The organism is Streptomyces melanogenes, from assembly GCF_014649795.1.
In the GTDB taxonomy this organism is placed as follows: Bacteria; Actinomycetota; Actinomycetes; order Streptomycetales; family Streptomycetaceae; genus Streptomyces; species Streptomyces noboritoensis.
This window is the reverse complement of record NZ_BMTS01000028.1, coordinates 41,531-61,936: the sequence shown is the minus strand read 5'-3', so window position 1 is coordinate 61,936 and position 20,406 is coordinate 41,531. Positions and strand designations below refer to the sequence as shown.

At 71.6% G+C, this 20,406-nt stretch carries 17 protein-coding genes and 1 pseudogene; 8 read left to right on the top strand and 10 right to left on the bottom strand.

The window, feature by feature from the left end; all coding sequences use genetic code 11:
- Positions 1–101 precede the first annotated feature (101 nt).
- A complete protein-coding gene (locus IE252_RS43590; protein ID WP_229849034.1) occupies positions 102–2,774 on the bottom strand; it encodes a hypothetical protein in 2,673 nt (890 codons plus the stop codon).
- 129 nt (positions 2,775–2,903) lie between these two features.
- Positions 2,904–3,838 (bottom strand): annotated as a pseudogene (locus IE252_RS36850) (RNA polymerase sigma-70 factor).
- A 173-nt stretch (positions 3,839–4,011) separates the two neighbouring features.
- On the opposite strand from IE252_RS36850, the gene IE252_RS36845 reads away from it, so the two are divergent.
- Positions 4,012–4,503, top strand: a complete 492-nt coding sequence (locus IE252_RS36845; RefSeq protein WP_190093839.1) for a carboxymuconolactone decarboxylase family protein — start codon at positions 4,012–4,014, stop codon at positions 4,501–4,503.
- Here IE252_RS36845 and IE252_RS36840 read toward each other — a convergent pair.
- The 7 genes from IE252_RS36840 to IE252_RS36810 are packed head-to-tail and all read right to left on the bottom strand — an operon-like array spanning position 4,496 to position 10,774.
- Positions 4,496–5,167, bottom strand: coding sequence for an HAD family hydrolase (locus IE252_RS36840; protein WP_190093838.1), 672 nt, complete (start codon positions 5,165–5,167; stop codon positions 4,496–4,498). The two genes, IE252_RS36845 and IE252_RS36840, sit on opposite strands and share 8 nt — an antisense overlap.
- Before the next feature lie 2 nt (positions 5,168–5,169).
- Positions 5,170–5,976, bottom strand: a complete 807-nt coding sequence (locus tag IE252_RS36835; protein WP_190093837.1) for an ABC transporter permease — start codon at positions 5,974–5,976, stop codon at positions 5,170–5,172.
- The gene (locus IE252_RS36830; protein WP_101386423.1) at positions 5,973–6,740 is read right to left on the bottom strand and encodes an ABC transporter permease; all 768 of its coding nucleotides are present in this window, start codon (positions 6,738–6,740) and stop codon (positions 5,973–5,975) included. Before IE252_RS36830 ends, IE252_RS36835 begins: the two co-directional genes overlap by 4 nt.
- On the bottom strand, positions 6,740–7,693 hold the full coding sequence (locus tag IE252_RS36825; protein WP_190093836.1) for an ABC transporter ATP-binding protein: 954 nt from the start codon (positions 7,691–7,693) through the stop codon (positions 6,740–6,742). The genes IE252_RS36830 and IE252_RS36825 overlap by 1 nt, the downstream gene beginning before the upstream one ends.
- Positions 7,690–8,754 (bottom strand): nucleotidyltransferase family protein, encoded by a 1,065-nt coding sequence (locus IE252_RS36820; protein WP_190093835.1) that lies wholly within the window; start codon positions 8,752–8,754, stop codon positions 7,690–7,692. Before IE252_RS36820 ends, IE252_RS36825 begins: the two co-directional genes overlap by 4 nt.
- On the bottom strand, positions 8,751–9,572 hold the full coding sequence (locus IE252_RS36815; protein ID WP_190093834.1) for a hypothetical protein: 822 nt from the start codon (positions 9,570–9,572) through the stop codon (positions 8,751–8,753). The genes IE252_RS36820 and IE252_RS36815 overlap by 4 nt, the downstream gene beginning before the upstream one ends.
- On the bottom strand, positions 9,569–10,774 hold the full coding sequence (locus tag IE252_RS36810) for a M16 family metallopeptidase (RefSeq protein ID WP_190093833.1): 1,206 nt from the start codon (positions 10,772–10,774) through the stop codon (positions 9,569–9,571). Before IE252_RS36810 ends, IE252_RS36815 begins: the two co-directional genes overlap by 4 nt.
- Before the next feature lie 379 nt (positions 10,775–11,153).
- Between IE252_RS36810 and IE252_RS36805 the strand changes: the two genes are divergently transcribed.
- The 6 genes from IE252_RS36805 (at position 11,154) to IE252_RS36780 (ending at position 19,345) form a co-directional block, all read left to right on the top strand.
- Positions 11,154–11,963, top strand: coding sequence for a glucose 1-dehydrogenase (locus tag IE252_RS36805; protein WP_190093832.1), 810 nt, complete (start codon positions 11,154–11,156; stop codon positions 11,961–11,963).
- On the top strand, positions 11,960–13,873 hold the full coding sequence (locus IE252_RS36800) for a hypothetical protein (RefSeq protein ID WP_190093831.1): 1,914 nt from the start codon (positions 11,960–11,962) through the stop codon (positions 13,871–13,873). The genes IE252_RS36805 and IE252_RS36800 overlap by 4 nt, the downstream gene beginning before the upstream one ends.
- Positions 13,874–13,913: 40 nt before the next feature.
- Complete coding sequence (locus IE252_RS36795; RefSeq protein WP_190093830.1) at positions 13,914–14,678, top strand: dTMP kinase; 765 nt, start codon at positions 13,914–13,916, stop codon at positions 14,676–14,678.
- Entirely contained in the window at positions 14,675–15,898 is a 1,224-nt protein-coding gene (locus IE252_RS36790) for a hypothetical protein (protein WP_190093829.1), read from the top strand. The genes IE252_RS36795 and IE252_RS36790 overlap by 4 nt, the downstream gene beginning before the upstream one ends.
- A complete protein-coding gene (locus IE252_RS36785) occupies positions 15,895–16,290 on the top strand; it encodes an NUDIX domain-containing protein (RefSeq protein ID WP_190093828.1) in 396 nt (131 codons plus the stop codon). The genes IE252_RS36790 and IE252_RS36785 overlap by 4 nt, the downstream gene beginning before the upstream one ends.
- A 94-nt stretch (positions 16,291–16,384) precedes the next feature.
- The gene (locus IE252_RS36780; protein WP_229849033.1) at positions 16,385–19,345 is read left to right on the top strand and encodes an AfsR/SARP family transcriptional regulator; all 2,961 of its coding nucleotides are present in this window, start codon (positions 16,385–16,387) and stop codon (positions 19,343–19,345) included.
- Between the two features lie 49 nt (positions 19,346–19,394).
- Here the strand turns inward: IE252_RS36780 and IE252_RS36775 are convergent, their stop codons facing one another.
- Positions 19,395–19,586, bottom strand: a complete 192-nt coding sequence (locus tag IE252_RS36775; protein ID WP_190093827.1) for a hypothetical protein — start codon at positions 19,584–19,586, stop codon at positions 19,395–19,397.
- A gap of 177 nt (positions 19,587–19,763) precedes the next feature.
- Between IE252_RS36775 and IE252_RS36770 the strand changes: the two genes are divergently transcribed.
- Entirely contained in the window at positions 19,764–20,387 is a 624-nt protein-coding gene (locus IE252_RS36770) for a TetR/AcrR family transcriptional regulator (RefSeq protein ID WP_190093826.1), read from the top strand.
- The last annotated feature ends 19 nt before the right edge of the window (positions 20,388–20,406 follow it).

Sequence of the window (20,406 nt, the reverse complement as noted above, 5' to 3'; positions counted from 1 at the left end):
GGAGCGAAGCGAACACGAACCGGGGTAGTGGGCATGGGGGGAGATTACCGATCTTCGGCGTTCCGCCGCTCGCCAATACCGGCCGGGCGCGCACGTCCCCGCTACATCGGGATCTGGTAGCGATGCACCAGGTAGCGGCAGGTGTCGGCCACCTGCTGGTCGCTCAGTGCCGCGTCGCAGACGACCACGGTGGCCACCAGACCCTGGAGCACCTGACCGTGGTCGGGGCGGTAGCCGAGGACGGGTGTGGACCAGCCGACGGTACGGACGCGGTCGTCCCTGCGCAGCTCGTACGGGTACCCGTTGGTGTACGTCTGGAGCCTGCGGGCCGCACCCGCGGTACAGCGGACGGCGTACACCGCCCAGTCGTTGTCCGACTCGGCCGTGCGGGACATGAGCAGGTAGTCGAGCTGCCAGCCCTGCCCGTTGCTGCGCAGCGCACCGGGCCGTCCGGGTGCCGAGTCGAAGGTGGGCAGGCGTTTCGCGACGAAGAACCAGGTCGCGGCGCCGCTGGTGCCCTGCATGGCGGGGAAGGAGTACTGGCCACCGGTGAACCGCAGTGCCGCCAGGCCGTTCACCGCACCGGTCTCGAAGACGGCCGGACTGCCCGTGGGAGCACCGTGGTTGTGGGCCGGGCTCAGGTCCTGGAGCTCGGCGACGGAAGCGCCGTCCCGCAGTGGGTTGCCGTCACTGTCGTGCAGGGCGTCGGCGCGGTAGTAGCCGATCAGGCCGGGCAGGCTCGGCAGCGGGTCGTACGGCGAGGAGGCGAGCGGCGGCGCAGACACCGGGGGCGGCACCGCCCCGATACCGATCCTGGCGGAGGCGCCGGGGGTGGCCGTGTTGATGGCCAGGGCCTTGCCCGTCGGCGGGAGGCCTTCGTAGAGGCCCTGCCACAGCGGGCCGTCCACCGCGATCAGGGCCGGCATCCGGGGATCCGCGTGATGGTTGAACGACCGCTCGACCTTGCACCAGCCGACCCCCTTGTGCACGTCCGGCAGCGCCCCGCGCTCGCTGCCGACGAGCCGGATCGCGACGGTGTGCTCGCCTCCGGCGCTTCCGACGCAGTCGCGTACCACCAGCTGGGTCGGTCCTCCGATGTCGTCCGCGAGGCTCGCCCAGATGTAGCTGTCGCGCGGCAGGTCCGCATGGAAGCCCTCGAAGTCGATCATCCAGTTGTCGAGCACGGCTTCCGTCTGGAACAGCGTGACCACCGATTCGCACACCGCGGAGTCGGTGCAGGGAACATCGCGGTAGGCCACGCGGGACCGGAGGGCTTTGAACGCGGAGCGCCCGTAGTAGGCGAGCTTCAGGTCGGTGGCGGTGGTGTACTGGCCGAAGCTGTAGATGGCGCAGTCGCTCTGGTGCTCGAAGTGGCAGGACCGCAGCGACACCGGGTAGTTGACCCCGAAGTGGTGCGAACTCAGGCCCTGGGCACCGAATTCCACCACCACGTCGTCCATCGAGAAGTTGTAGACGAGACCGAGGCCGATGGCCTGCCCGTAGTGCATCGCTTTCGGCGCGAACGAGAAGCCCCGGACGTTCAGCTTCTCGCACCCGTTGCCCTCGACGTATTCGCGCAGATCGTTGGGGACGAAGAAGCCGCGCCCGAACACCCCCGCGTCCCCTTCCCACAGCAGCTGCAGATCGGGCACGCCCGCGGCGTTCTTGTGGACCGGCTCCCTCATCGTCAGGGCGCCGAAGACATGGCTCTCGACCGTGAGGCACCGCAGGTCGTCGACCTTGCCGTTGACGTCCTCCTGCTCCTGCCCCTCCGGCAGGGGCCGGTAGCGCAGGACGTCGGAGAACCGCAGCGCGCCGAAGGTGAGGTCGACCGGATCGTTCTCGTTGCCGGGGATCCCGGCCCGGCCGGACGAGTTCGGCCCGATGGCGGCGAGCCGGAACGGGGCGTACCAGTTGGGGGTGAACGCCAGGTCCCGGCCGGGCTCCTTCGGGGTCCACCCGTCGTTGATCAGCGAGAGGTCCGGCTGGACCTGCACCCGCTGTACCGCCTGCCGTCGGTTGGTCCACGCGGTCACCGTGCGGGCGTCCAGGTCGAGTTGGAAGGAGCAGCGCAGCACGGGCTGCGCCGGGTCGAAGGGGATGCGGATCTCGCGGTGCAGCCCGTCGCTCGTGCGGAAGGCGAAGACGACGGCGGGCGGGTGCTCGTTGGCGTTGACGTACGCGGAGAACGGGGACGGCCGGCGGAACGCGTCGACCATGCCGAACAGGGGCTGTACGGACCAGGGCATGGCGTCGTTGCGGACCACGAAGTCCACGGTCAGCTGACGGACGTCCGACCAGTAGTCGCCGTCCGTCGGCCCGAACTGGAAGGGCGAGCAGGGCAGGGTCACCGTGGCCTCGCTCGTCGGCCCACCGGCCACCGGTGAGGGGACACGGGTGCGGCAGCCCCACCGCCGGTCGGTGACCGAGGCGTCGAGCATGCCGCTCAGATCCGCCCAGTGGCCGTCGCTGAGCGGCTGGCCGTGGGTGACCCGGCGCAGCCCGAAGGTCAGCGGGGGCGTGGCCCCGATGGCCCGGAGTGCGCTCGTCCGTCCACCTTCACCGACGATACGGACCCGGTTGCGGTCGACGAGGACGGACCGCAGGAATTCATAGGGCTGGGGGTCGGCGGGGACGAAGACGACCCCGCCCGCGTTCTCGTCCAGCGCGTCCACCGCATTCTGGAACGCGTCCGAACACGTCGAGCGGCCGGCGGGGCCGGGAACGGCGTTGAAGTCACGGACATCGACGAATACGGGGGCCGGAGGCGCCATGATCCGAGGCTATCCAAGCCCGGTGCGGGGGAACAGGCCTCAACTCCTCTTCGTATGAGGTGGCTTACGAGGTGACGTGCGAGGTGGCTTACGGGGGTGACTCGCGCCGCTCCTTTATCGGCAATCGGCTTATCGGCGCAGGGTGGTTTCCCGCTGCATGTGCATAGTTTCGCGGGGTTGCGCACCGCGTAGAGGCCGGTGATGAGGCCGTCGTCGATGCGCACCGCCACGACGGTGTCGACCTCGCCGTCGAGCCGCAGGACCAGCGCCGGGTAGGCGTTGACCTGGGCCGGGCGCAGCGCCGACGCGCTCATCCGGCCCAGCCCGACGGCAAGCAGACGAGCCACCTTGTCGGCCCCCGTGACGGGTTGCAGGACGGCCTGCTTGACTCCGCCGCCGTCGCCGAGGAAGACGACGTCCGGCGCGAGAATGTCGAGCAGGCCCTGTATGTCGCCCGTCGCGGCCGCCCATTGGAACGCGTCGAGCGCGTCCTGGGTCTGGGTGCGGGTCACGGTGCCGCGCGGGCGGCGCGCCGTGACGTGGGCGCGTGCCCGGTGGGCGATCTGGCGGACCGCCGCCGGGCTCTTGTCGACGGCCTCGGCGATCTCGTCGTACTCGACGGCGAACACCTCGCGCAGCACGAACACCGCCCGCTCGGTCGGCGTGAGCGTCTCCAGTACCAGCATCATCGCCATCGAGACGCTGTCGGCCAGTTCGACGTCCTCGGCCACGTCGGGCGTGGTGAGCAGCGGCTCGGGCAGCCAGGTGCCGACGTAGGACTCCTTGCGGCGGCCGAGCGTCCGCAGCCGGATCAGCGCCTGGCGCGTGGTGATGCGGACCAGATAGGCACGCTGTTCCCGTACGGCGGCGAGGTCGACGCCCGCCCAGCGCAGCCAGGTTTCCTGGAGGACGTCCTCCGCGTCGGCGGCCGAGCCGAGCATCTCGTAGGCGACGGTGAACAGCAGGTTGCGATGGGCGACGAACGCCTCGGTGGCGGCGTCCGCGTGCCCGCCGTCGGCGAGCGGCGCCGTGTCCTCGGTCCGCTCGACATGCTCGGTTTTCACCAGCTGCTCCCGCCTGTTCGTCCTCGACGTTGCCACGCGCACAGGACACCGCACCCCGGGGTTTTGTGACATCCCTGAGCGGTGGTGCTCGTCACACGACCGCCCGCGTCACAAAGAGCGCGCCTCCGGCATCTGGTGTTCGTTCACGCACCACCACGAGTGAGGACGAAGTCATGGACACCAACACCCGGTTCAACCTGTTCGAGAACGAGCTCGGCTCCAAGTTCGGCAAGCGGTTCGCCAACGCCTCCCTGGTGGTCCACCAGTCGTCGCTGCCGGCGGCCACGCAGGAGCTGGTGTCGCTGCGCGCCAGCCAGATCAACGGCTGCGGCTGGTGCATCGACCTGCACACCAAGGAGGCCGCGGCGGCCGGTGAGAGCGCGGTACGGCTCAACCTGGTCGCCGCCTGGCGCGAGTCCACCGTGTTCACCGAGGCCGAGCGGGCCGCGCTGGCCTTCGCAGAGGAGAGCACCCGGCTCGCCGACGCGCACCAGGGCGTGTCCGACGAGACCTGGGCGCAGGTGCGCAAGCACTACGACGACGACCAGACCGCCGCACTGGTCTCGCTGGTCGCCCTGATCAACGCGGCCAACCGGCTCGCCGTGCCGGTGCACCAGAAGGGAGGGTCCTACGAGGTCGGCATGTTCGCGGCCGCGGTCAACTGACCGGGAGCAGGCTGCGGAGCAGTTCCGGCTCGGCCAGGGTGGTGTAGAGCGCGTCGCCGCTCAGGGCCGGGCCGGGCGAGGAGGGCACGGCGACCACGTACAGGCCCGCCGCCCGGGCGGAGCGGACGCCGATCGCCGAGTCCTCCACCGCCACCGCCCCGGCGGGCGCGACGCGCAGCCGTTCGCAGGCGGTGCGGTAGAGGTCGGGCGCCGGTTTGGGGCGGTCGACGTCGTCGCTGCCGAGGACCAGCGCGAACGCGTCGGCCAGGCCGACGTGTTCGAGGTGCCGGACGACCGCGTGGCGCGGTGAGTTGGAGACCACCGCGAGGGGGCGGGTCGTGGACAGCCGGGCGACGAACTCGGCCGCGCCGGGCATGGCCGTGACGCCTTCGTCGAGGCTGTCGGCGACGAGTTCGCGGACCTGTCCGGCGAGCGCTTCGTGCGCGGCCGGTCGGCCGAGCAGTCGGCCCAGGGCCCGGCCCAGCTCCGTGAGGTGCAGTCCGATCAGGGCGAGCCGGTCCGCGTCGCCCAGCGACACTCCGTGCCGGGCGCAGACGGCCGCGCAGGCCCGGTCCCAGTGCGCCTGGGTGTCCACGAGGGTGCCGTCGCAGTCCAGGACCACGGCGTCGGTCGGTGGTACGCGGGTGGTGCGGGTACGGGTCATCGTCAGGCACCCGTTCCCATCGAGCCCGTGCGGCGGCCCCGGCGGGCCATCAGTTGGAACATCCAGGAGGCCGCGACGAGCCAGCCGACGCCGAGCAGCACGGCCCAGCAGGCGGGGACGAGGGCGGGGCCGGTGCCGCCGCTGACGGAACGTATCGCCTTGAGGGTCTGGGTGAGGGGGATCGCCTGGGCCACGACCCGTACCCAGTCGGGCCAGTACGAGGTCGGCACCTGGACTCCGCACACCGCCATCATGAGCAGATACGTGGCGTTGGAGATGATGTTGCGGGCGCCGTCGGCGTTGAAGGCCACGGCGGCGACGAACAGGCCGAAGCAGTAGGTGGTCGCCGCGGTGAGGACGACCAGCGCGGTGACGGGCAGGATCTGCCCGGCCCGCCAGTGCACCCCGAACGCCGGGCCGAGGCCGAACAGCGCGGCCAGTGAGGTGAGCGTCCCGCTGACCGGCCACTGCAGGCTGCGGCCGATGAACACCCAGGAGAGCGGGGCCGGTGCCGCGCTCAGCAGGGTCAGGGTGCCGACCCGGCGCTCCCAGGTGGTGGAGACGATGACCATCATCGATTCGATGACACAGGTCATGACCGCGTTGCCGACGAGCAGATAGCGCGTCTGGTCGGCGGAGCCGATGACGTGGCCGAAGAACGCGAAGAAGGTGACCTGGGCCAGCATCCGGCCCAGCCAGCCGAACGTCCACGTCTTCCAGGTGTACATGTGGCGCATGTCGGCCAGCGCGTTGGCGGCGCTGTAGCGGATGATGCGCGCGGGCGCGGTGATCGATGCGGTGAGGCTCATGAGTGGGACAGCGTTCCTAGTCGGCGGACTCGGCGCAGCACGCGGTGCAGCAGCGCCATTCCGATCAGATGGCTCACGGCGCCCAGCGCCAGGACGGCGGCGAGGCGGGCGGCGACGTCGTGCGGGGCCGGTGCGGCCAGGCTGTCGCGCAGCAGGTCGCCGCTCCAGGACAGGAAGATCAGGTGGGACGCCGGCCGGAGCCAGAACGGCAGCATCGCCACGGGGATGAGGACACCGCTGAGCAGGTAGAACGGGTAGGTGAGGGTGTTCTGGACCGTGCGGGCCGAGGGCATCAGGATGAACAGCGGCGAGAAGATGGTCGCGGTGGCGGCCATCGCCAGCGCGGTCACCACCAGGCACAGCACGAACGGCAGCGGGTGGCGCACCGCCAGCCACCGGTCGAAGACGAGCCCGGCGACCAGCCACGCCTCCGCGAAGGACAGCAGCCCGAGGGTGGTCACCGCGCAGATCCGCCCGATCACCAGGGTGGAGAGCCGCGCCGGTACGGCGATCAGCGCTTCCAGGGTGCCGGACCTGCGCTCGTCGCCGATCAGCTCGCCCGCGATGAACAGGGCCAGCGTCCACAGTGACATGAGGGTGGGGGACACGATGGCGAACGGGGCGAGGTCGGGCCGTTCCGCGTGCTCCGCGATGGCCATGAAGACCAGCGTGAACAGCGGGGCGGTGACACAGATCTGCAAGGTGTCCGGGGAGCCCCAGGCGACCCTGAGCTGGAACCGGAAGCCGGTGAGGAAGATCCGCATCAGCCGACCGCCATCCCGCGGTCGCCGATGAGGTGGAGGTAGGCGTCCTCCAGGTTCGGCCGCTGGGTGGACAGGTCGGACACCCCCGCCTCCACCAGGAGCCGCAGTACGGTACCGGTCACCGAGGAGTCGGCGGTCTCCACCCGGAGGCGGCCGGACGGCTCCTGCTCGACGGAGACGACGCCCGGCAGCGCGGTGAGCGCCTGCCGGGTCTGTTCCGGTACCGCGCCCGCGACCACGCGTTCGTGCCGGGGCACCACTTCGCCGATGGCGGAGGGGGTGTCGGTGAGGAGTACGCGCCCCCGGTCGATCATGGTCACCAGGTCGCAGACCGCCTCGGCCTCGGCCATGTCGTGCGTGGTGATCAGCACGGTCCTGCCCTCCGCGCGCATCTCGCCGACGAGCGAACGAAAGTCGCGGGCGGCCACCGGGTCCATGCCCACGGTGGGTTCGTCGAGGAGCAGTACGCGCGGGTCGCCGACCAGCCCGCGGGCCAGGTGCAGCCGCTGCTTCATCCCGCGCGAGAAGGTGTCGACGCGGTCGCCCGCGCGGTCGGCCAGGCCGAGCCGCTCCAGCAGTTCGTCGACCCGTAGCCGCAGCGGGGCGCCGTGCAGTCCGTACATCGCGGCCCAGAACCGCAGGTTCTGCCGGGCGTTGAGCCGTCCGTACAGACCCCGGTCGCCGCCGAAGACGATCCCGATGTGGCGGCGGACGGTCGCCGCGTCGGTGGCGGCGTCGTGGCCCAGCACCTGGGCGCTGCCGGAGGTGGCTTCGAGTACGGTCGAAAGGATCTTGCACAGGGTGGTCTTGCCCGCGCCGTTGGGGCCGACCAGGCCGCGCACCTCGCCGAGTTCGACGGTCAGGTCCACGTCGCTGAGGGCCTGGGTGCGTTTGTCGCCGGCCCGGCCCACGCCGTAGTCGCGGCACAGCGCGCGTATCTCGATGGCACTCATCGGGGTCCTTCGGGCAGGTGGGGGAGGGCGGCGAGCGCCGCCTCGTAGCGGTCCGGTGCGACCAGCTCTGACTCGACCAGCAGATAGTCGCCGACCGGGGTCAGCATCAGGGTGTCGCCGCCCGCGTGGTGCTCCACCGCGCGCCGCCAGTCGGGGCGTTGGGCCCGGCGCAGCTCCATGCCGTAGCGGACTCGTGTGGCCGGCGCGGTCTCCCGGGCGGTGGCGGCGGAGCGCAGCTCGCGCTCCTGCTCGGCGGCCGGTTCCAGCCGTCGGCGCAGCTCTTCGAACGGGCCGAGGGGTGCACAGCGTCCGGCGTGGGCGAGCAGTTCCGTGACCTCCGGGGCCAGCCGGAACTCGCGGACCGTCGCCTCGGCGTCCGCGACCGAGTCCGGGCCGACCTGGGACAGGACGATCACGTCGATCGCGTCGACGGCGTGGAAGGCGCGCTGGAACTTCTCCTCGGCGATCGCCAGCAGGCTGGTGAGTACCTCGTCCGCCGGGGGCCGCGAGCGTACGGTCAGCACCTCGCCGTCCCCGAAGTAGGCGGCGGTGCCCACGTCGATCTTGGCGTCGCGGTCGAGCAGCGGGTCCAGCGGCGCCCAGGACAGGGTGGCCATCATGTGCCGGTGCTCACCGTCGACCACGGAGTAGTCGATCGTGTCGACGGCCTGGTGGTCGAGCACCACCCGGACGACGCTCCAGAGTTCCCGCTCGCCGGAGACCACCAGATCGAGGTCGCCGGTCGGCCGCAGGACGCCTTCGGGGTAGTGCTGGGCGATCGCGGGTCCCTTGAGTACGTGTACGGGATGGGCGGCCGAGACGGCGGTGTGCAGGCGGCGGTAGCCGTCGGCGCGGGTCCGGGCGCGGCGCAGTTCGTCGGCGGATCCGGTGCCGAGCCTGTGCCCGGCCCGCTCGGCGACCGAGAAGACCAGCTGGACGAGGGCTTCCCGGGTGGCCCTGGCCCGGCGGACCAGGAAGCGCAGGTCGTCGTCGGGGGAGAGGTCGAACAGCCGGTACAGCAGCGGCAGATCGATCGAGTCGGCGCGGGCGCGGGTGCTCATACGGAGGTCTCCTTGTCGGGGCGGGGGCGGCGCCAGAACCGGTGGTCGAGGCACCAGCCGCGCTCCAGCAGGGACGCCACGACCCGGGCGCCGCTGTCGGGGCCGGAGCCGTCGTGCACGACGTTGCCGAACAGCGGACGTTCCCGCTCGGCGGCGAAGGCGGCGCACGCGGCGACCAGCGCCGCGGTGCCGGGCCGTACGACGTCGCCCTCCTCGACCAGCAGGTCGAACAGGTCGATGAACCCGGTGCCGGTGACCTCGTCCTGGGCCTCGGTCAGGACGGAGGCGTGGCCGACCGGGCGGCCGTCGCGGGTCAGCAGGAAGGAGACCCGATCGGGGGCGTCGACTACGTCCGTGGCGGCGGCGTCGATCAGCTCCGCGCTCCGCGCGTTCTCGGGCCCGTAGCCGTCGGCGATCGCACGGGCCAGCCAGCCCAGGACCAGCGCGTCGTGCTCCGGTCCGGCCGGTGCGACGGCGAGGCCGTCCGACGGACGTGGGTCTTGCGGTACGGCGCCGGTGTAGCGCACATAGCTGACGGACGGCCGCCAGGGCGCGGGCAGTCGGGTGTCGCCGGGTGCGCGCAGCAGCAACGCCGTGGCCCCGGGGTGGGCGGTGGCCAACTGCTGTTCGAGCTCGGCCAGAACGGTGGGCGCGGCCAGCAGTTCCGGTGCGGCGTACTCCACCAGGCAGTTCTGTTCCTGGGTGACGGGGTCGGTCTGCGCTCCCGCCACATAGACGTGCTGGGCGATCTCGGCCCGCATCCGCTGCTCGTCGGCCCAGGCCAGGTAGGCGGGGGAGACGGTGGTGGGGGTGCTCATGACGCCTCCGGTCGTACGACGACGGTCAGCTCGCCCAGTACCTCGGCCGCCGCGGCGCGGACCTGTTCCGCGTCGACGGCGTCCAGGGCCGCCAACTCCCCGGCCAGCGACCATTCGGCGGTTCCGGCGCGGGTGCGCTGGGCGACCATACGCAGCTGGTCGAGGGGTGACTCGCTGTCCAGGATCAGCCGCATCCCGGCCTGTCGGCGGGCGGCCGCCAGGTCGTCCGGGTCGGGTCCGGCGGATGCCAGCTCGGCCAGGATCTCCCGCACGATCGCCACGACCGTCTCGCCGTTGCCGGGTTCGACGCCGACCAGGACCCGCCATGCGCCCGCTTCCTGGTAACCGCGGTCCCAGCACGCGAACGAGTAGGCGAGCCCGGCCTCGTTGCGCAGTCTGCGGTAGAGCGGGGACGAGGGGCTGTCGCCGAGGAGTTGGGCCAGGATCGCGAAGCGGCGGCGCCCGGCGTCGTCGGCCGCGCTGGAGCGGGCGCCGACGCAGACCCAGCCGTACTCGTCGGGCCACGTCACGGTGCCCGTGGGCCCGGCAAGAGGAGGCAGGGCCTGGGCGGGCGGCGGGACTGCGGCCGGCACGGTCCGTCCGAGGCCGTCGAGGCGCGGCAGCCGGGGCCCGATCACGACCAGCGTCATGGCACTGGTGAGGAACCTGGTGCGGTGTCCGACCAGGACGTCGAGGAGGCTGATCCGGCGGATCTGCTCGACGTCGCCGCCGACCGGCCGGCCCAGCGGGTGACCGGGGAAAAGCCGGGCCAGGAAGGCGTCCTGCACGACGTCGCCCGGGTCGGCCTGCGCGGCGGCGAGCTCCTGCAGCACCGCGTCGCGCTCGGTGTCGAGCACCGCGTCGGTCAACTCGGGCCGCAGGACGGCCTGGTGCAGCAGTCGCGCCACCGTATCGGCGTCGTCGGCGTGCACCTGGGCGTAGAAGAGCATGATGTCGAGGCCGGTCTCGGCGTTGGCGTGGCCGCCGAGCCGTTCCACCTGCTCGCAGAACGAGGGGTTCCCGTCCAGCGGGGCCGACATCAGGGTGTGCTCAAGCAGGTGGGCGAGGCCGCCGTGCTCCGCCGGGTCGTCGCGGGAGCCGTAGCGGACGGCGAGGCAGATGCTGGTCGTGCGCAACCGCTCGTCCAGTAGTGCGATCGTCGGCAGCGCGGAGGGTTCGACGACGGTGGGCGAGCTTGGCATCTCGGCCTTTCCCTGGATTCTCGGACGTTCTGTGCGGAGAGACAAAGCAGGGCGGAGCAAGTGCTCCGCCCTGCTTTTATGAGCGGAAATTACCGCTGCTTCGTCGACGTCTTGTCCAGACGCGGACGGAGCGACACCTTGTGAGCTCGCATTGTGGTTTCCTCCCTTCGTTTCTCGGTCCGTCGGGGGTGCCCCAGAAACATATGAGCATCAGAAACGCGACGTCAAGCCCGGATCGAAGGCATCATTCGTTTTTTCTCGCCCATAGATAATTCGTTGATGAGCCGTATATGTGCGACCGCTCCGACGTAGATCAGAGATATATGGGCGCTTGCCAGGATCGGCTGCTCACCAGCAGATGAGAGGGGTTCGGCCAGCCATGACCGACCAGTTGCCGATGGCAGGCAAAAGCGCCCTGATAACCGGTGCGGGTTCCGGGATCGGCCGATCCATAGCCTGGGGTCTGGCCCGGTCCGGCGCCCGTGTGGTGCTCAACGACCGGGACTGGAGCAGTACGGAAGGGCGCCGCCGGGAAAAGGCGGCCCGGGAATACCTGGACGCCCTGGGAGTCGACTACCAGCTCATCGAGGCGGATGTCTCGTCGGAAGGCGCGGTGAAGGACATGTACCAGCTCGCGCTGAGCGGGACGAACTCGCTCGACTTTCTGGTGAACAACGCCGGTGAACAGCTTCCCTCGGCCACTCACCTCCATTCTCTGGCGGATTTCTCCCGCGTTCTGGACACCAATCTGGTCGGCGCGTTCCTGTGTGCCCGAACGGCACTCGACCACTTCGTGCGCACCGGCGTGCGCGGCGCGGTCCTGAACATCACCAGCGTCCACGAGACCGTCCCCAAGCCCGGGTTCGCCAGCTACGCGGCGAGCAAGGCGGCGCTGCGGATGCTCACCGCCACCCTGGCCCTGGAGTACGCGCGGCACGGGATCCGGGTCAACGCCATCGCCCCGGGCGCCATCGACACGGAGATGAACCAGGACTGGGTGTCCGACCGGGACAAGAAGGCCCGGGGCGAAGCCCGTATACCGCTGGGCCGGATCGGACAGCCCGATGAGGTGGCCGACCTCGCCCTCTTCCTGCTCTCCGACGCCGCGCGCTACATCACCGGCCAGTCGGTGCTCATCGACGGCGGCCTCAGCCTGCACACCGACTTCCAGCACGAGTGGGCCTCGTGAACGTCATCGCCCTCGACGGGGCCGACAACGCGGGCAAGACCACCCAGCTGAGGCTGCTGCGGCGGGCCACCGGCGACGAGGTGCGCATCGGCGGGAGCGTCCACCACTACCAGCCCCGATGGCCCCGACTCTCCGGCACCGAGCTGGCCCACTGGTGGTTCACCGAGTCGCGCAGCGAAGAGCTCGTCACGCTGCTCCTCGACGGCTACCGCAGGCGGCTCGACGCGCTCACCGACCGGCCCGGTTGGGTGGTCCTGGACCGTGGCCTGGCCACGGTCGAGGCGAGCTGTGTCGCCTCCGTCATGATCAAGGACGACTGCTCGGCGTGGGACGCCGAAGCCATGGTCGCCGGGGTACGCGCCGAGGTCCTGGGCGAGTCGGCCCCCGAGCCGTACAGCGTTCTGCTGGGCCTGGGTTCGGCGACGGAGGGGGCCGCGCTGAGTGTCGGACGGGAGCGGGGCGTCGACGAGCGGTACGCCCGGTACCAGTATCTGCTGCACACCGCCCTCGAAACCCGGCGGGACCGCCACAGCGCGGTCATCGAAGCGGACCGGGCCGACATCGTCGCCGTACAGAACGAGTTCCGGTCTCACCTGTCCCAAGTCGGTCTTCACGTACGGCCGTTGCTGGGTGACGTCCGGCGGGTCATCGGGCTCGGTGGGATGTCGGAGAGCGGCAAGAGCAGTGCCGGAGAGTATCTGCGCCGCCGGTTCGCCACCACCCGGCTGAAGCTGGGCTATCTGATCGACCTGGCGGCGGCCCGGCACGGGCTCGCGGACCCCTACGGCGAAGAGCCTCGGCTCCTCGCCGAGCTGGTCGTCGACGAACTGGACCGGTACGCCCACGCCCACTACTACCTGCTCGACTACACCATCGAGAGCCTGCACCGCCCGGACATCACCGCGGAGCTGAAGCGCCTGCTCGGCAGGCGTCTCGACGTGGTCTATCTGGACGCCTCCCCGGAGGTACGAGCTCGGCGCTCGCTCGTCGACCCGGCGGCCCTGGCCCACAACGACGAGGTGAAGCGGGCACGGGGAGCCGACCGGATCGCCGCGACCTGCGACCTGTTCGTCGACAACAGCGGCCCCCGCCCCGATCTGGAGCTCGTGCTGGACCGCCTGATGACCGGCGCCACCGCACGCCCAGCCGCCGTGTCCCTGCGGGTGACCGATCCCCTGGAGCTGGCCGCGCCGACCGCACTGCGGCACGCCGCCGCCACCGCCCTGCACGGGATCCGGACCGCGCTGGGCGATCGGCTGCTGCTGTTCGCCGTGGCCGGCAGCGTGGGATTCGGCACCGCCGACCCCGAACTCAGCGACCTCGACGTCCTGGTGGTCGTCGAGACCGGATGCACCAGTGACCTGGCCGCCGAGCTGGCCAGGTTGCGCGGCGAGCTGGACACCAAACTCGGCATCACCGTGCTGACCCGCCACGAGCTGCTGCTGCAACGCTGCGACTCCCGTACGTACAGTGCGCTGTACTCGCTCGGACAGGGCCGGATCGGCTGTCAGTACGTCAGCGCGGACCTGGAACTGCCGGACTTCACCCGGACACAGCGCCACCAGCGGACCATCGAGTACCTGGCCCGGACCCTGCACGAGATCCGGCGCCCCCTGCTCGGCGTCGAGACCAGCCGCTACCGCCTGTACAAGTCGGTCCTGAACGCCGCCAAGATGCTGCTGCGGCTCGCCGGTGTCGAGGAGACCGACCCGGCCGCCATCTCCGCCGAGTTCGAGCGGATGTTCCCCGCGCAGGGCAGGGCCCGCATCCCGGACCGGGCGGAGTACCGGGAGCTGGGCCTTGACGAGATCGCGGCGGTCGCGTCGTCCGTCCTGCGCTGGTTCGAGGAGTACCTGGCCGGCACCCCCGCGTCGACCGTCGCGGACCTGGCATCCCTGACCACCGTCTGACCCTTTTGGCACACCGCATGATTCGTAGGAGTACCGCACTGTGAAGATCGACGACGACGTTCCCGACCCGGGCGAGGTCATCCGGCCCTACCCCCGCCTGGCACCGGTGCGCAACATCGGCGCCGCGGCCGCCGCGGCCGTGTCGCCGTACCGGCTCATCGCGGTGGAGGGGTCCGACGGCGCGGGCAAGACCACGCAGATCGAGCTGCTGAAGGCGGCGCTGACCGCCGACGGCTGGGACGTGAAGGTGTGCGCGTTCATCAGGAACCCGCTCATCTGGCATTCCAAGGCGCGCGGCAAGTACGACAACTGGGATCCGTACACCATGGCGCTCATGTACGCCTCCTCGCTCGTCGACCTCGTCAACCGGGAGGTGCTTCCGCACCTCGCCTCGGGCGGTGTGGTCATCATGGACCGCTACCTCTACTCCGTCATGGGCCGCTCGGAGGCGCGTGGCTGCGACCGGCAGTGGCTGACCGACCTGCTTGCCCCGGCCACCCTGCCGCACCGCACCCTGCATCTGCGCACTCCCGTCGCGGAGTGCTTCGACCGAAAGGCGGCGCTGTCGACGACCTTCTCGTACTGGGAGTGCGGGGTGGACGTGCACGGCGACGACGGGCTGCGGTTCGCCGGGCCCAAGGAGGCCTACCGCGACAGCTTCATCGCCTACCAGCAGCGCGTCCAGGACATCGTCGAGGACCTCCTGAAGGACACCGACGCGCTCGGCCTGCCGCGAGCGGAGCGGGAGACGACGGCGGCCCGGGCGGCGGACTGGGTGCGCGCCGGTCTGGCCGGTTCCCCGTGACCGCGCCGACCACCGCGGCCTCGGTGCGGCAGCTGCTGGCCGACCGGGCCGACGCGGGGGAGTGGGCCGAGGTGGAGGCGCTCAGCGGTGTCGAGGTGCTCGCTCCCGTGCCGTCGGCCCCCGGCTCACGCGCCACCGTCTGGCGGCACGCGCTGGCGTCCCGGGGCTACCGCATCACCGACGTGAGCGAGCTGAAGAACTCGACCTGCGGTTTCGCCCAGCGGGACGGGCGGCCGTACTTCTTCAAATACGTCCGCGCCCAGAGCGCCGTCGCCGAGCTCGCCGGGTATCTGGAGTTCGGTGGCGCGGGCAACCGGGTGCCGACCCTGCTGTCCTTGCTGCGCACGGACGCGGGGACGGTCATGGTGTACGAGTACCTTCCCTCGATGGGGTTGGGGCGGGGCACCCTGTTCGACCTGTTGTGTCGGGCCGAGCGGGCCGGGACGCTGCTGCCGGAGCGGGAGGTCGAGCCGCTGCTCGACCGCATCCGCGCGAACTGCGGCTACCGTACGGTGAGTTCGGCCTCGCCCATCGACGCCTTCTTCGCCCGCCGGGTCACCGAACGGCTCGTCCCCTGGTATTTCGCGCGCCAACGGCCGTGGCTGGACCAGCGGGTGGTGGTCAACTCGGTGCCGCAGGCCGTGACGATGCGGGACGCGATGGAGGGCACCGCGGCCTTCTTCGAGAGCCTCGGTGCGCGGGAATGCGTGCTGTCCCAGGGTGACTTCAGCGAGACCAACGTGGGCCGGGGGGCGGTCTTCGTCGATCTGAGCAACGCCGGACACAACGATGTGCGCGGGGAGTTGGCGACCGCCTTCTGGTCACTCTTCCTCGGCGGTGGCTACCTGTTCCCCCAATACCATCCGGCCGCCTACCGGTGGCGGGAGGCTCCGTTCGCCGACGCGGCCCCGCTGTGCCGGGCACGCCTGGAGCCCCGTACCGCGACGCTCCACATCGACTTCGCGCACCGGCTCTCGCCCGCCCGGGCCGATCTGCTCGGCCGGCTCCTTGACGTCTTCGCCGACGCCTTCGGTCCCGGGCTCTTCGACCGCCGGCTGGCCCCGTACCTGGTCATGCGGGCGGTCGGGGTGCTCGACCTCGACACCCTCGACCCCGCCGACCGGGCCGCGTGCACCGCTCTGGTGCTGCGTTTCTGGAACGAGCGGGACGACCTCGGTAACGTCCTGCGCACACTTGTCGATCATGGGAGGACCCGATGAAGTCCCGGGCCGTGGCGATCGTCCGCGAGGACGACGCCGTGCTGCTGATCCACCGCCGCAAGGGCGGCGCGGAGTACTACACCCTGCCGGGTGGAGGAGTGGAGGAGGGGGAGACGCCCGAGCAGGCGTGCGTACGCGAACTGGCCGAGGAGACCGGGCTGCGCGCCACCGTCGAGTCCCTGCTGCATACCCTCGACAACGCGGGCCGCACCGAGCACTACTTCGTGATGGGCCCGGCCACGGGCACACCGCGCCTCGGCGGCCCGGAGAGCGAGCGGGAGTCCGGCGACAACCAGTACCGGCTCGTGTGGGTGCCGCTGGCCGACGTGGCGTCCATCGGGCTGAAGCCGGACGCCATCACAGCGCACCTGGCCGGAATCCCCAGACCGTAAGATGATCCTCCGTTTACCGGTCTGCGCCAGACCGCTGGAGACCAGCAGCCGGTGAGAGTCGTGCGCGTGCGCCGGGGGAACTGTGGAATTCTTCGTGCTCGGATCCTTGGGCATCCAGACCGGCGGGACCGTCGTGCCCGGAGGCCCGCCCCAGCAGCAGGCGACCCTCGCCGCGCTGGCGCTGCGCTCCGGCCACGTCGTCCCCCTGCACGAGCTGATCAGCGCCGTCTGGGGCGAGGCCGCACCCGGCTCCGCGGTGATGATCCTGCGCACCTACGTATGGCGGCTCCGCAAGATCCTGGAGAGCGGCGGCTGCGATCCGCAGGCACTGGCCTCCGTCAACGACGGCTACCGGCTGGCCGTGCCGCCCGAGTCGGTGGACGCGTTCCGCGCCGAGCGGCTGGCCGCGGACGCGGCACGCGCCGGTGAGGCCGGACGCCACGACGAGGCGGCCGCACTGCTGGCGGAGGCGGTGGGGCTGTGGCGCGGGGAGCCGCTGGCGGGGGTGCCGGGACCGTTCGCCGAGCAGCAGCGCTCCCGGTTGTCCGAGCTGCGCCGCCAACTGCTGGAGGAACGGTTCGCCCTCGACCTCCTGCTGGGGCGGCACACCCAGGTCATCCCGGAACTGACCGCGTTCATCGCCGAACAGCCGCTGCGCGAGCGGCTCTACGGATTCCTGATGCGGGCGCTGTACGCCGCCGGGCGCCAGGGCGACGCGCTGGCCGTGTTCGGGACGGCCCGCGAGACGCTCGCGGCGGAGCTGGGGCTGGATCCGGGGCCGGAGCTGCGCGCGCTGCACCAGCGGATCCTGGCCGGAGACGCCGAGCTGGTCGCGCCCGCCCAGGCTCCCGCCGCGTCGCCGTCGGCTCGGGAGGAGGCCGCCGAGCCTGCGGGTCAGGCGTCCCTCCCGCGCCCGGCGCAACTCCCCGCCGACATCGCCGACTTCAGCGGCCGGGCCGCCACGCTCGCCGCCCTGTGCGAGGCCCTCGTCGACCAGGACCGCACCGCGCTGGCCGTCGCCACCGTGAGCGGAATGGGCGGCATAGGCAAGAGCGCCCTTGCCCTGCGGGTGGCCCATCGAGTCAAGGACGAGTTCCCCGACGGCCAGCTCTACGCGGACCTGCGCGGCACGGGCGCGGAGCCGGCCGACCCCGGCGCGGTCCTGGCCAGCTTCCTGGCCGCGCTGGGCGTGCCGAGGCAGGAGGTGCCCGGCTCCGTGGAGGACCGCGCCCGGCTGTTCCGTACGGTCCTCGACGGCCGCAGGGTCCTCCTGCTGCTCGACGACGCCCGCGACACCGCGCAGGTCAAGCCGCTGCTGCCGGGCGCCGTCCACTGCGCGGTCGTGGTGACCAGCCGGGCCCACCTCTCCGGTGTGCCGTCCGGCACCCACGTCCAGCTCGCCGAGTTCAGCCCGGCCGAAGCCCTGTCCCTGCTGCGGCACGTCGTCGGCGCGCAGCGGATCGACCAGGAGGAGGCCGCCGCGGTCGCCCTGGTCGGCGCCTGCGCCCATCTGCCGCTGGCGGTGCGCATCGTGGCCGCCAGGCTGGCGGCCCGGCCGGGCTGGACGGTGGCGTACCTGCTGGCCAGGCTCGCCGACGAACGGCGGCGGCTGAGCGAACTGCGGGCCGACGACCTGGCAGTCTCCGCGGTCTTCGAGCTCGGCTACCGCCAGCTGACCGCGAGCCAGGCGATGGTGTTCCGCTCGCTGGCCCCGGTGGCCTGGCCGAGCATCGGTCTGCCCGCCGCGTCGGCGGCGCTGGGCCTCGGCGAGTCGGAGACGGAGTCGCTGCTGGAGGCGCTGGTGGACGCCGCGCTGCTCGAATCGCCGGAAGCGGGGCGGTACCGCTACCACGAGCTCGGCCGGGACTTCGCGCTGCACCTGCCGCGACCCGACAGCGCCACGGCGGGCGAGGCGGACTTCGCGGTGGAGCGCCGACTGCTCCACCATCTGTTGCGGATGGCGGCCGAGGCGTTCCACCGGATGGTGCCGGGCGACCCGGTGCACAGCACGATCTCCGTCGTCACCGCCGAGCCGGGCGAGCAGCGGTTCGCGACCCTGGCGCAGGCGCGGGCCTGGGTGGTGGCGGAGTTCGACTGCGCCGTCCACGCCGTCCAGCTCCTGGTCGCGCGCGGGGAGAGCGCCGAATCGGACCTGCTCACGGTGGCGGCGGACCTGCTGGTGGCCCTCAGCTCGTTCGGCCAGGACATCCCGTACGGGCGGATGACCCTGACGGCGCGGGCACTGGCCCGGGTCTCGGCGCAGCACGGCAACCACCACGCGGCCGGGCGCGCCCACTTCATCTGCGGCAACGCGGCGCTCCAGGCGACCCAGCTGGCGCAGGCCCGGGCCGACTCCCAACTGGCCGCCGAGGCGTGCCGCCGGGCGGGCGACCGCTCGATCCTGCAGCAGGCGTACAACGACCTGGGCGTCATCGCCCAGTTCGAGCAGCGCTACGACGACGCGGCCGAGCACTTCGACCAGGCGCTCGCCCTGGCCCGGGAGCTGGGGCACCGCTCGGGCGGGCTGACCACCACCCTCAACGCCGCGCTGGCCCGGATCCGCGGGGGCAGGGCCGACGAGGCGCTGCCCGCCTGCGACGAGGCGCTGAGCGCCCTGCGCGAGATGGCGGACCCCCACGGCATCGCCCACGCGCTGTGTGTACGGGGCCAGGCGCTGCACGAACTGGACCGTCTGCCGCAGGCGTTGGCGGACTACGAGCGGTGCCTGGAGGTCTGCGAGGCGGAGAGGATTCCGGGCCGGCGGGCGCAGGCGCTGTACCGCTGCGCCGAGACGCTGCGTGTCCTGGGCCGCGTCGATTCGGCACTGGACGCGGCCGCCCGGGCGGTGGCCTACTTCCGGACCGTGCCCGACCGTGACCGCGACCGGGGCTACGCGCTGCTGATCCACGCCCGTGTCTCCGCCGACGCCGGTCGCCGCGAGGAGGCGCTGGCCCACTCCGAAGAGGCGCTGGCGGTCTTCACCCGGGCCGGTCTGCCGGAGGCGGCACAGGCGCGGCTGCTCGTGGAGGAGGCCACCGGGGTCATGGCGGTGTAGGGCAGGGGGGTCCGCCCTACACCGGCATGACCCCGGTGGCTGCCGCCGGTCACGCCTTGGTGTTGAACTCCACGGGGTTGCTCTTGCCGGGCTGGACGGGGCCGTCGGCCAGGGAGGTGCGTGCGGTGTCACCGGAGTGGGCCGAGGACAGGACCGGTCCCGAGACGGCGACGAGGGCGGCGAGGAGGGCCGGGACGAGAACGGTCATGCGGCGGGCGCCGGACTTCAGGTTGTTCTGCACGGGAGTTCCCTGTCTTTCGAGGAGGCCTATGGCTACGACCTGGCCTGCGAGTAGTTCTGAGCCCGAGTCTCACAGCAGGGCATCTATGTTTCATATACGGGAGATCGCAGCCGTGGCCGCCGCTCGGCGAAGCCCGTACGTTCGCCGCGTACGGCCGTGATCGTGGAAGCTGTCCGCATGGACACTTCCGCCGACGAGGGCACACCGAAGCAAGCGGGCTACCGCCGGTCGGCGGGATCGCCGCGCGGCGAGGCCCGACGCCGTGACCTGCTCGACCGCGTCACCGACGACCTCGCCGTCAACGGCCTCGTCGACTTCTCGCTGCGGCGTGCGGCGCGGGCGGCGGGCACGACGCACAAGGTGCTGCTGTACCACTTCGACGGAGCCGACGACCTGCTCAAGCAGGCGATCTTCCAACTGCGCGAGCAACGCATAGTACGGGCGTGGGCCGCCGCCACCGAAGGGCCGGCCCGCCGCACCCTGGCGGACTGGGTGCGCGCGGTGTGGCCCGACCTCGTGGGGCCACAGGCACGCGTCCTGGAACAGGCCATCGGCCTGGCGATGTACGACCCCGAGCGCTACGCGGAACTCGGCCGGGGCGCGTCGGAGCAGTATCTGCCCGTGCTGCTGTCCGTATGTCCGGAGCACTGGACCGCACAGCGCAAGCACGAGGTCGCCGAGATGGTGCTCGCGACGTTGCGCGGATTCCTGGTGGACGCGCGGACCAGCGGAGACACGGCGGGGATCGCGGCGGGCTTCGAGGCGTTGGCACGTGCGCTGGAGCGGGAGGAGGCCGTGTGACCGGTCCGAAATCCCCTCC

Excerpts from the sequence above, each read along its gene's own strand:
- IE252_RS43590 (WP_229849034.1), bottom strand. The coding sequence starts at position 2,774 with ATGGCGCCTCCGGCCCCCGTATTCGTCGATGTCCGTGACTTCAACGCC.
- IE252_RS36845 (WP_190093839.1), top strand. The coding sequence starts at position 4,012 with ATGGACACCAACACCCGGTTCAACCTGTTCGAGAACGAGCTCGGCTCC.
- IE252_RS36840 (WP_190093838.1), bottom strand. The coding sequence starts at position 5,167 with ATGACCCGTACCCGCACCACCCGCGTACCACCGACCGACGCCGTGGTC.
- IE252_RS36835 (WP_190093837.1), bottom strand. The coding sequence starts at position 5,976 with ATGAGCCTCACCGCATCGATCACCGCGCCCGCGCGCATCATCCGCTAC.
- IE252_RS36830 (WP_101386423.1), bottom strand. The coding sequence starts at position 6,740 with ATGCGGATCTTCCTCACCGGCTTCCGGTTCCAGCTCAGGGTCGCCTGG.
- IE252_RS36825 (WP_190093836.1), bottom strand. The coding sequence starts at position 7,693 with ATGAGTGCCATCGAGATACGCGCGCTGTGCCGCGACTACGGCGTGGGC.
- IE252_RS36820 (WP_190093835.1), bottom strand. The coding sequence starts at position 8,754 with ATGAGCACCCGCGCCCGCGCCGACTCGATCGATCTGCCGCTGCTGTAC.
- IE252_RS36815 (WP_190093834.1), bottom strand. The coding sequence starts at position 9,572 with ATGAGCACCCCCACCACCGTCTCCCCCGCCTACCTGGCCTGGGCCGAC.
- IE252_RS36810 (WP_190093833.1), bottom strand. The coding sequence starts at position 10,774 with ATGCCAAGCTCGCCCACCGTCGTCGAACCCTCCGCGCTGCCGACGATC.
- IE252_RS36805 (WP_190093832.1), top strand. The coding sequence starts at position 11,154 with ATGACCGACCAGTTGCCGATGGCAGGCAAAAGCGCCCTGATAACCGGT.
- IE252_RS36785 (WP_190093828.1), top strand. The coding sequence starts at position 15,895 with ATGAAGTCCCGGGCCGTGGCGATCGTCCGCGAGGACGACGCCGTGCTG.
- IE252_RS36770 (WP_190093826.1), top strand. The coding sequence starts at position 19,764 with ATGGACACTTCCGCCGACGAGGGCACACCGAAGCAAGCGGGCTACCGC.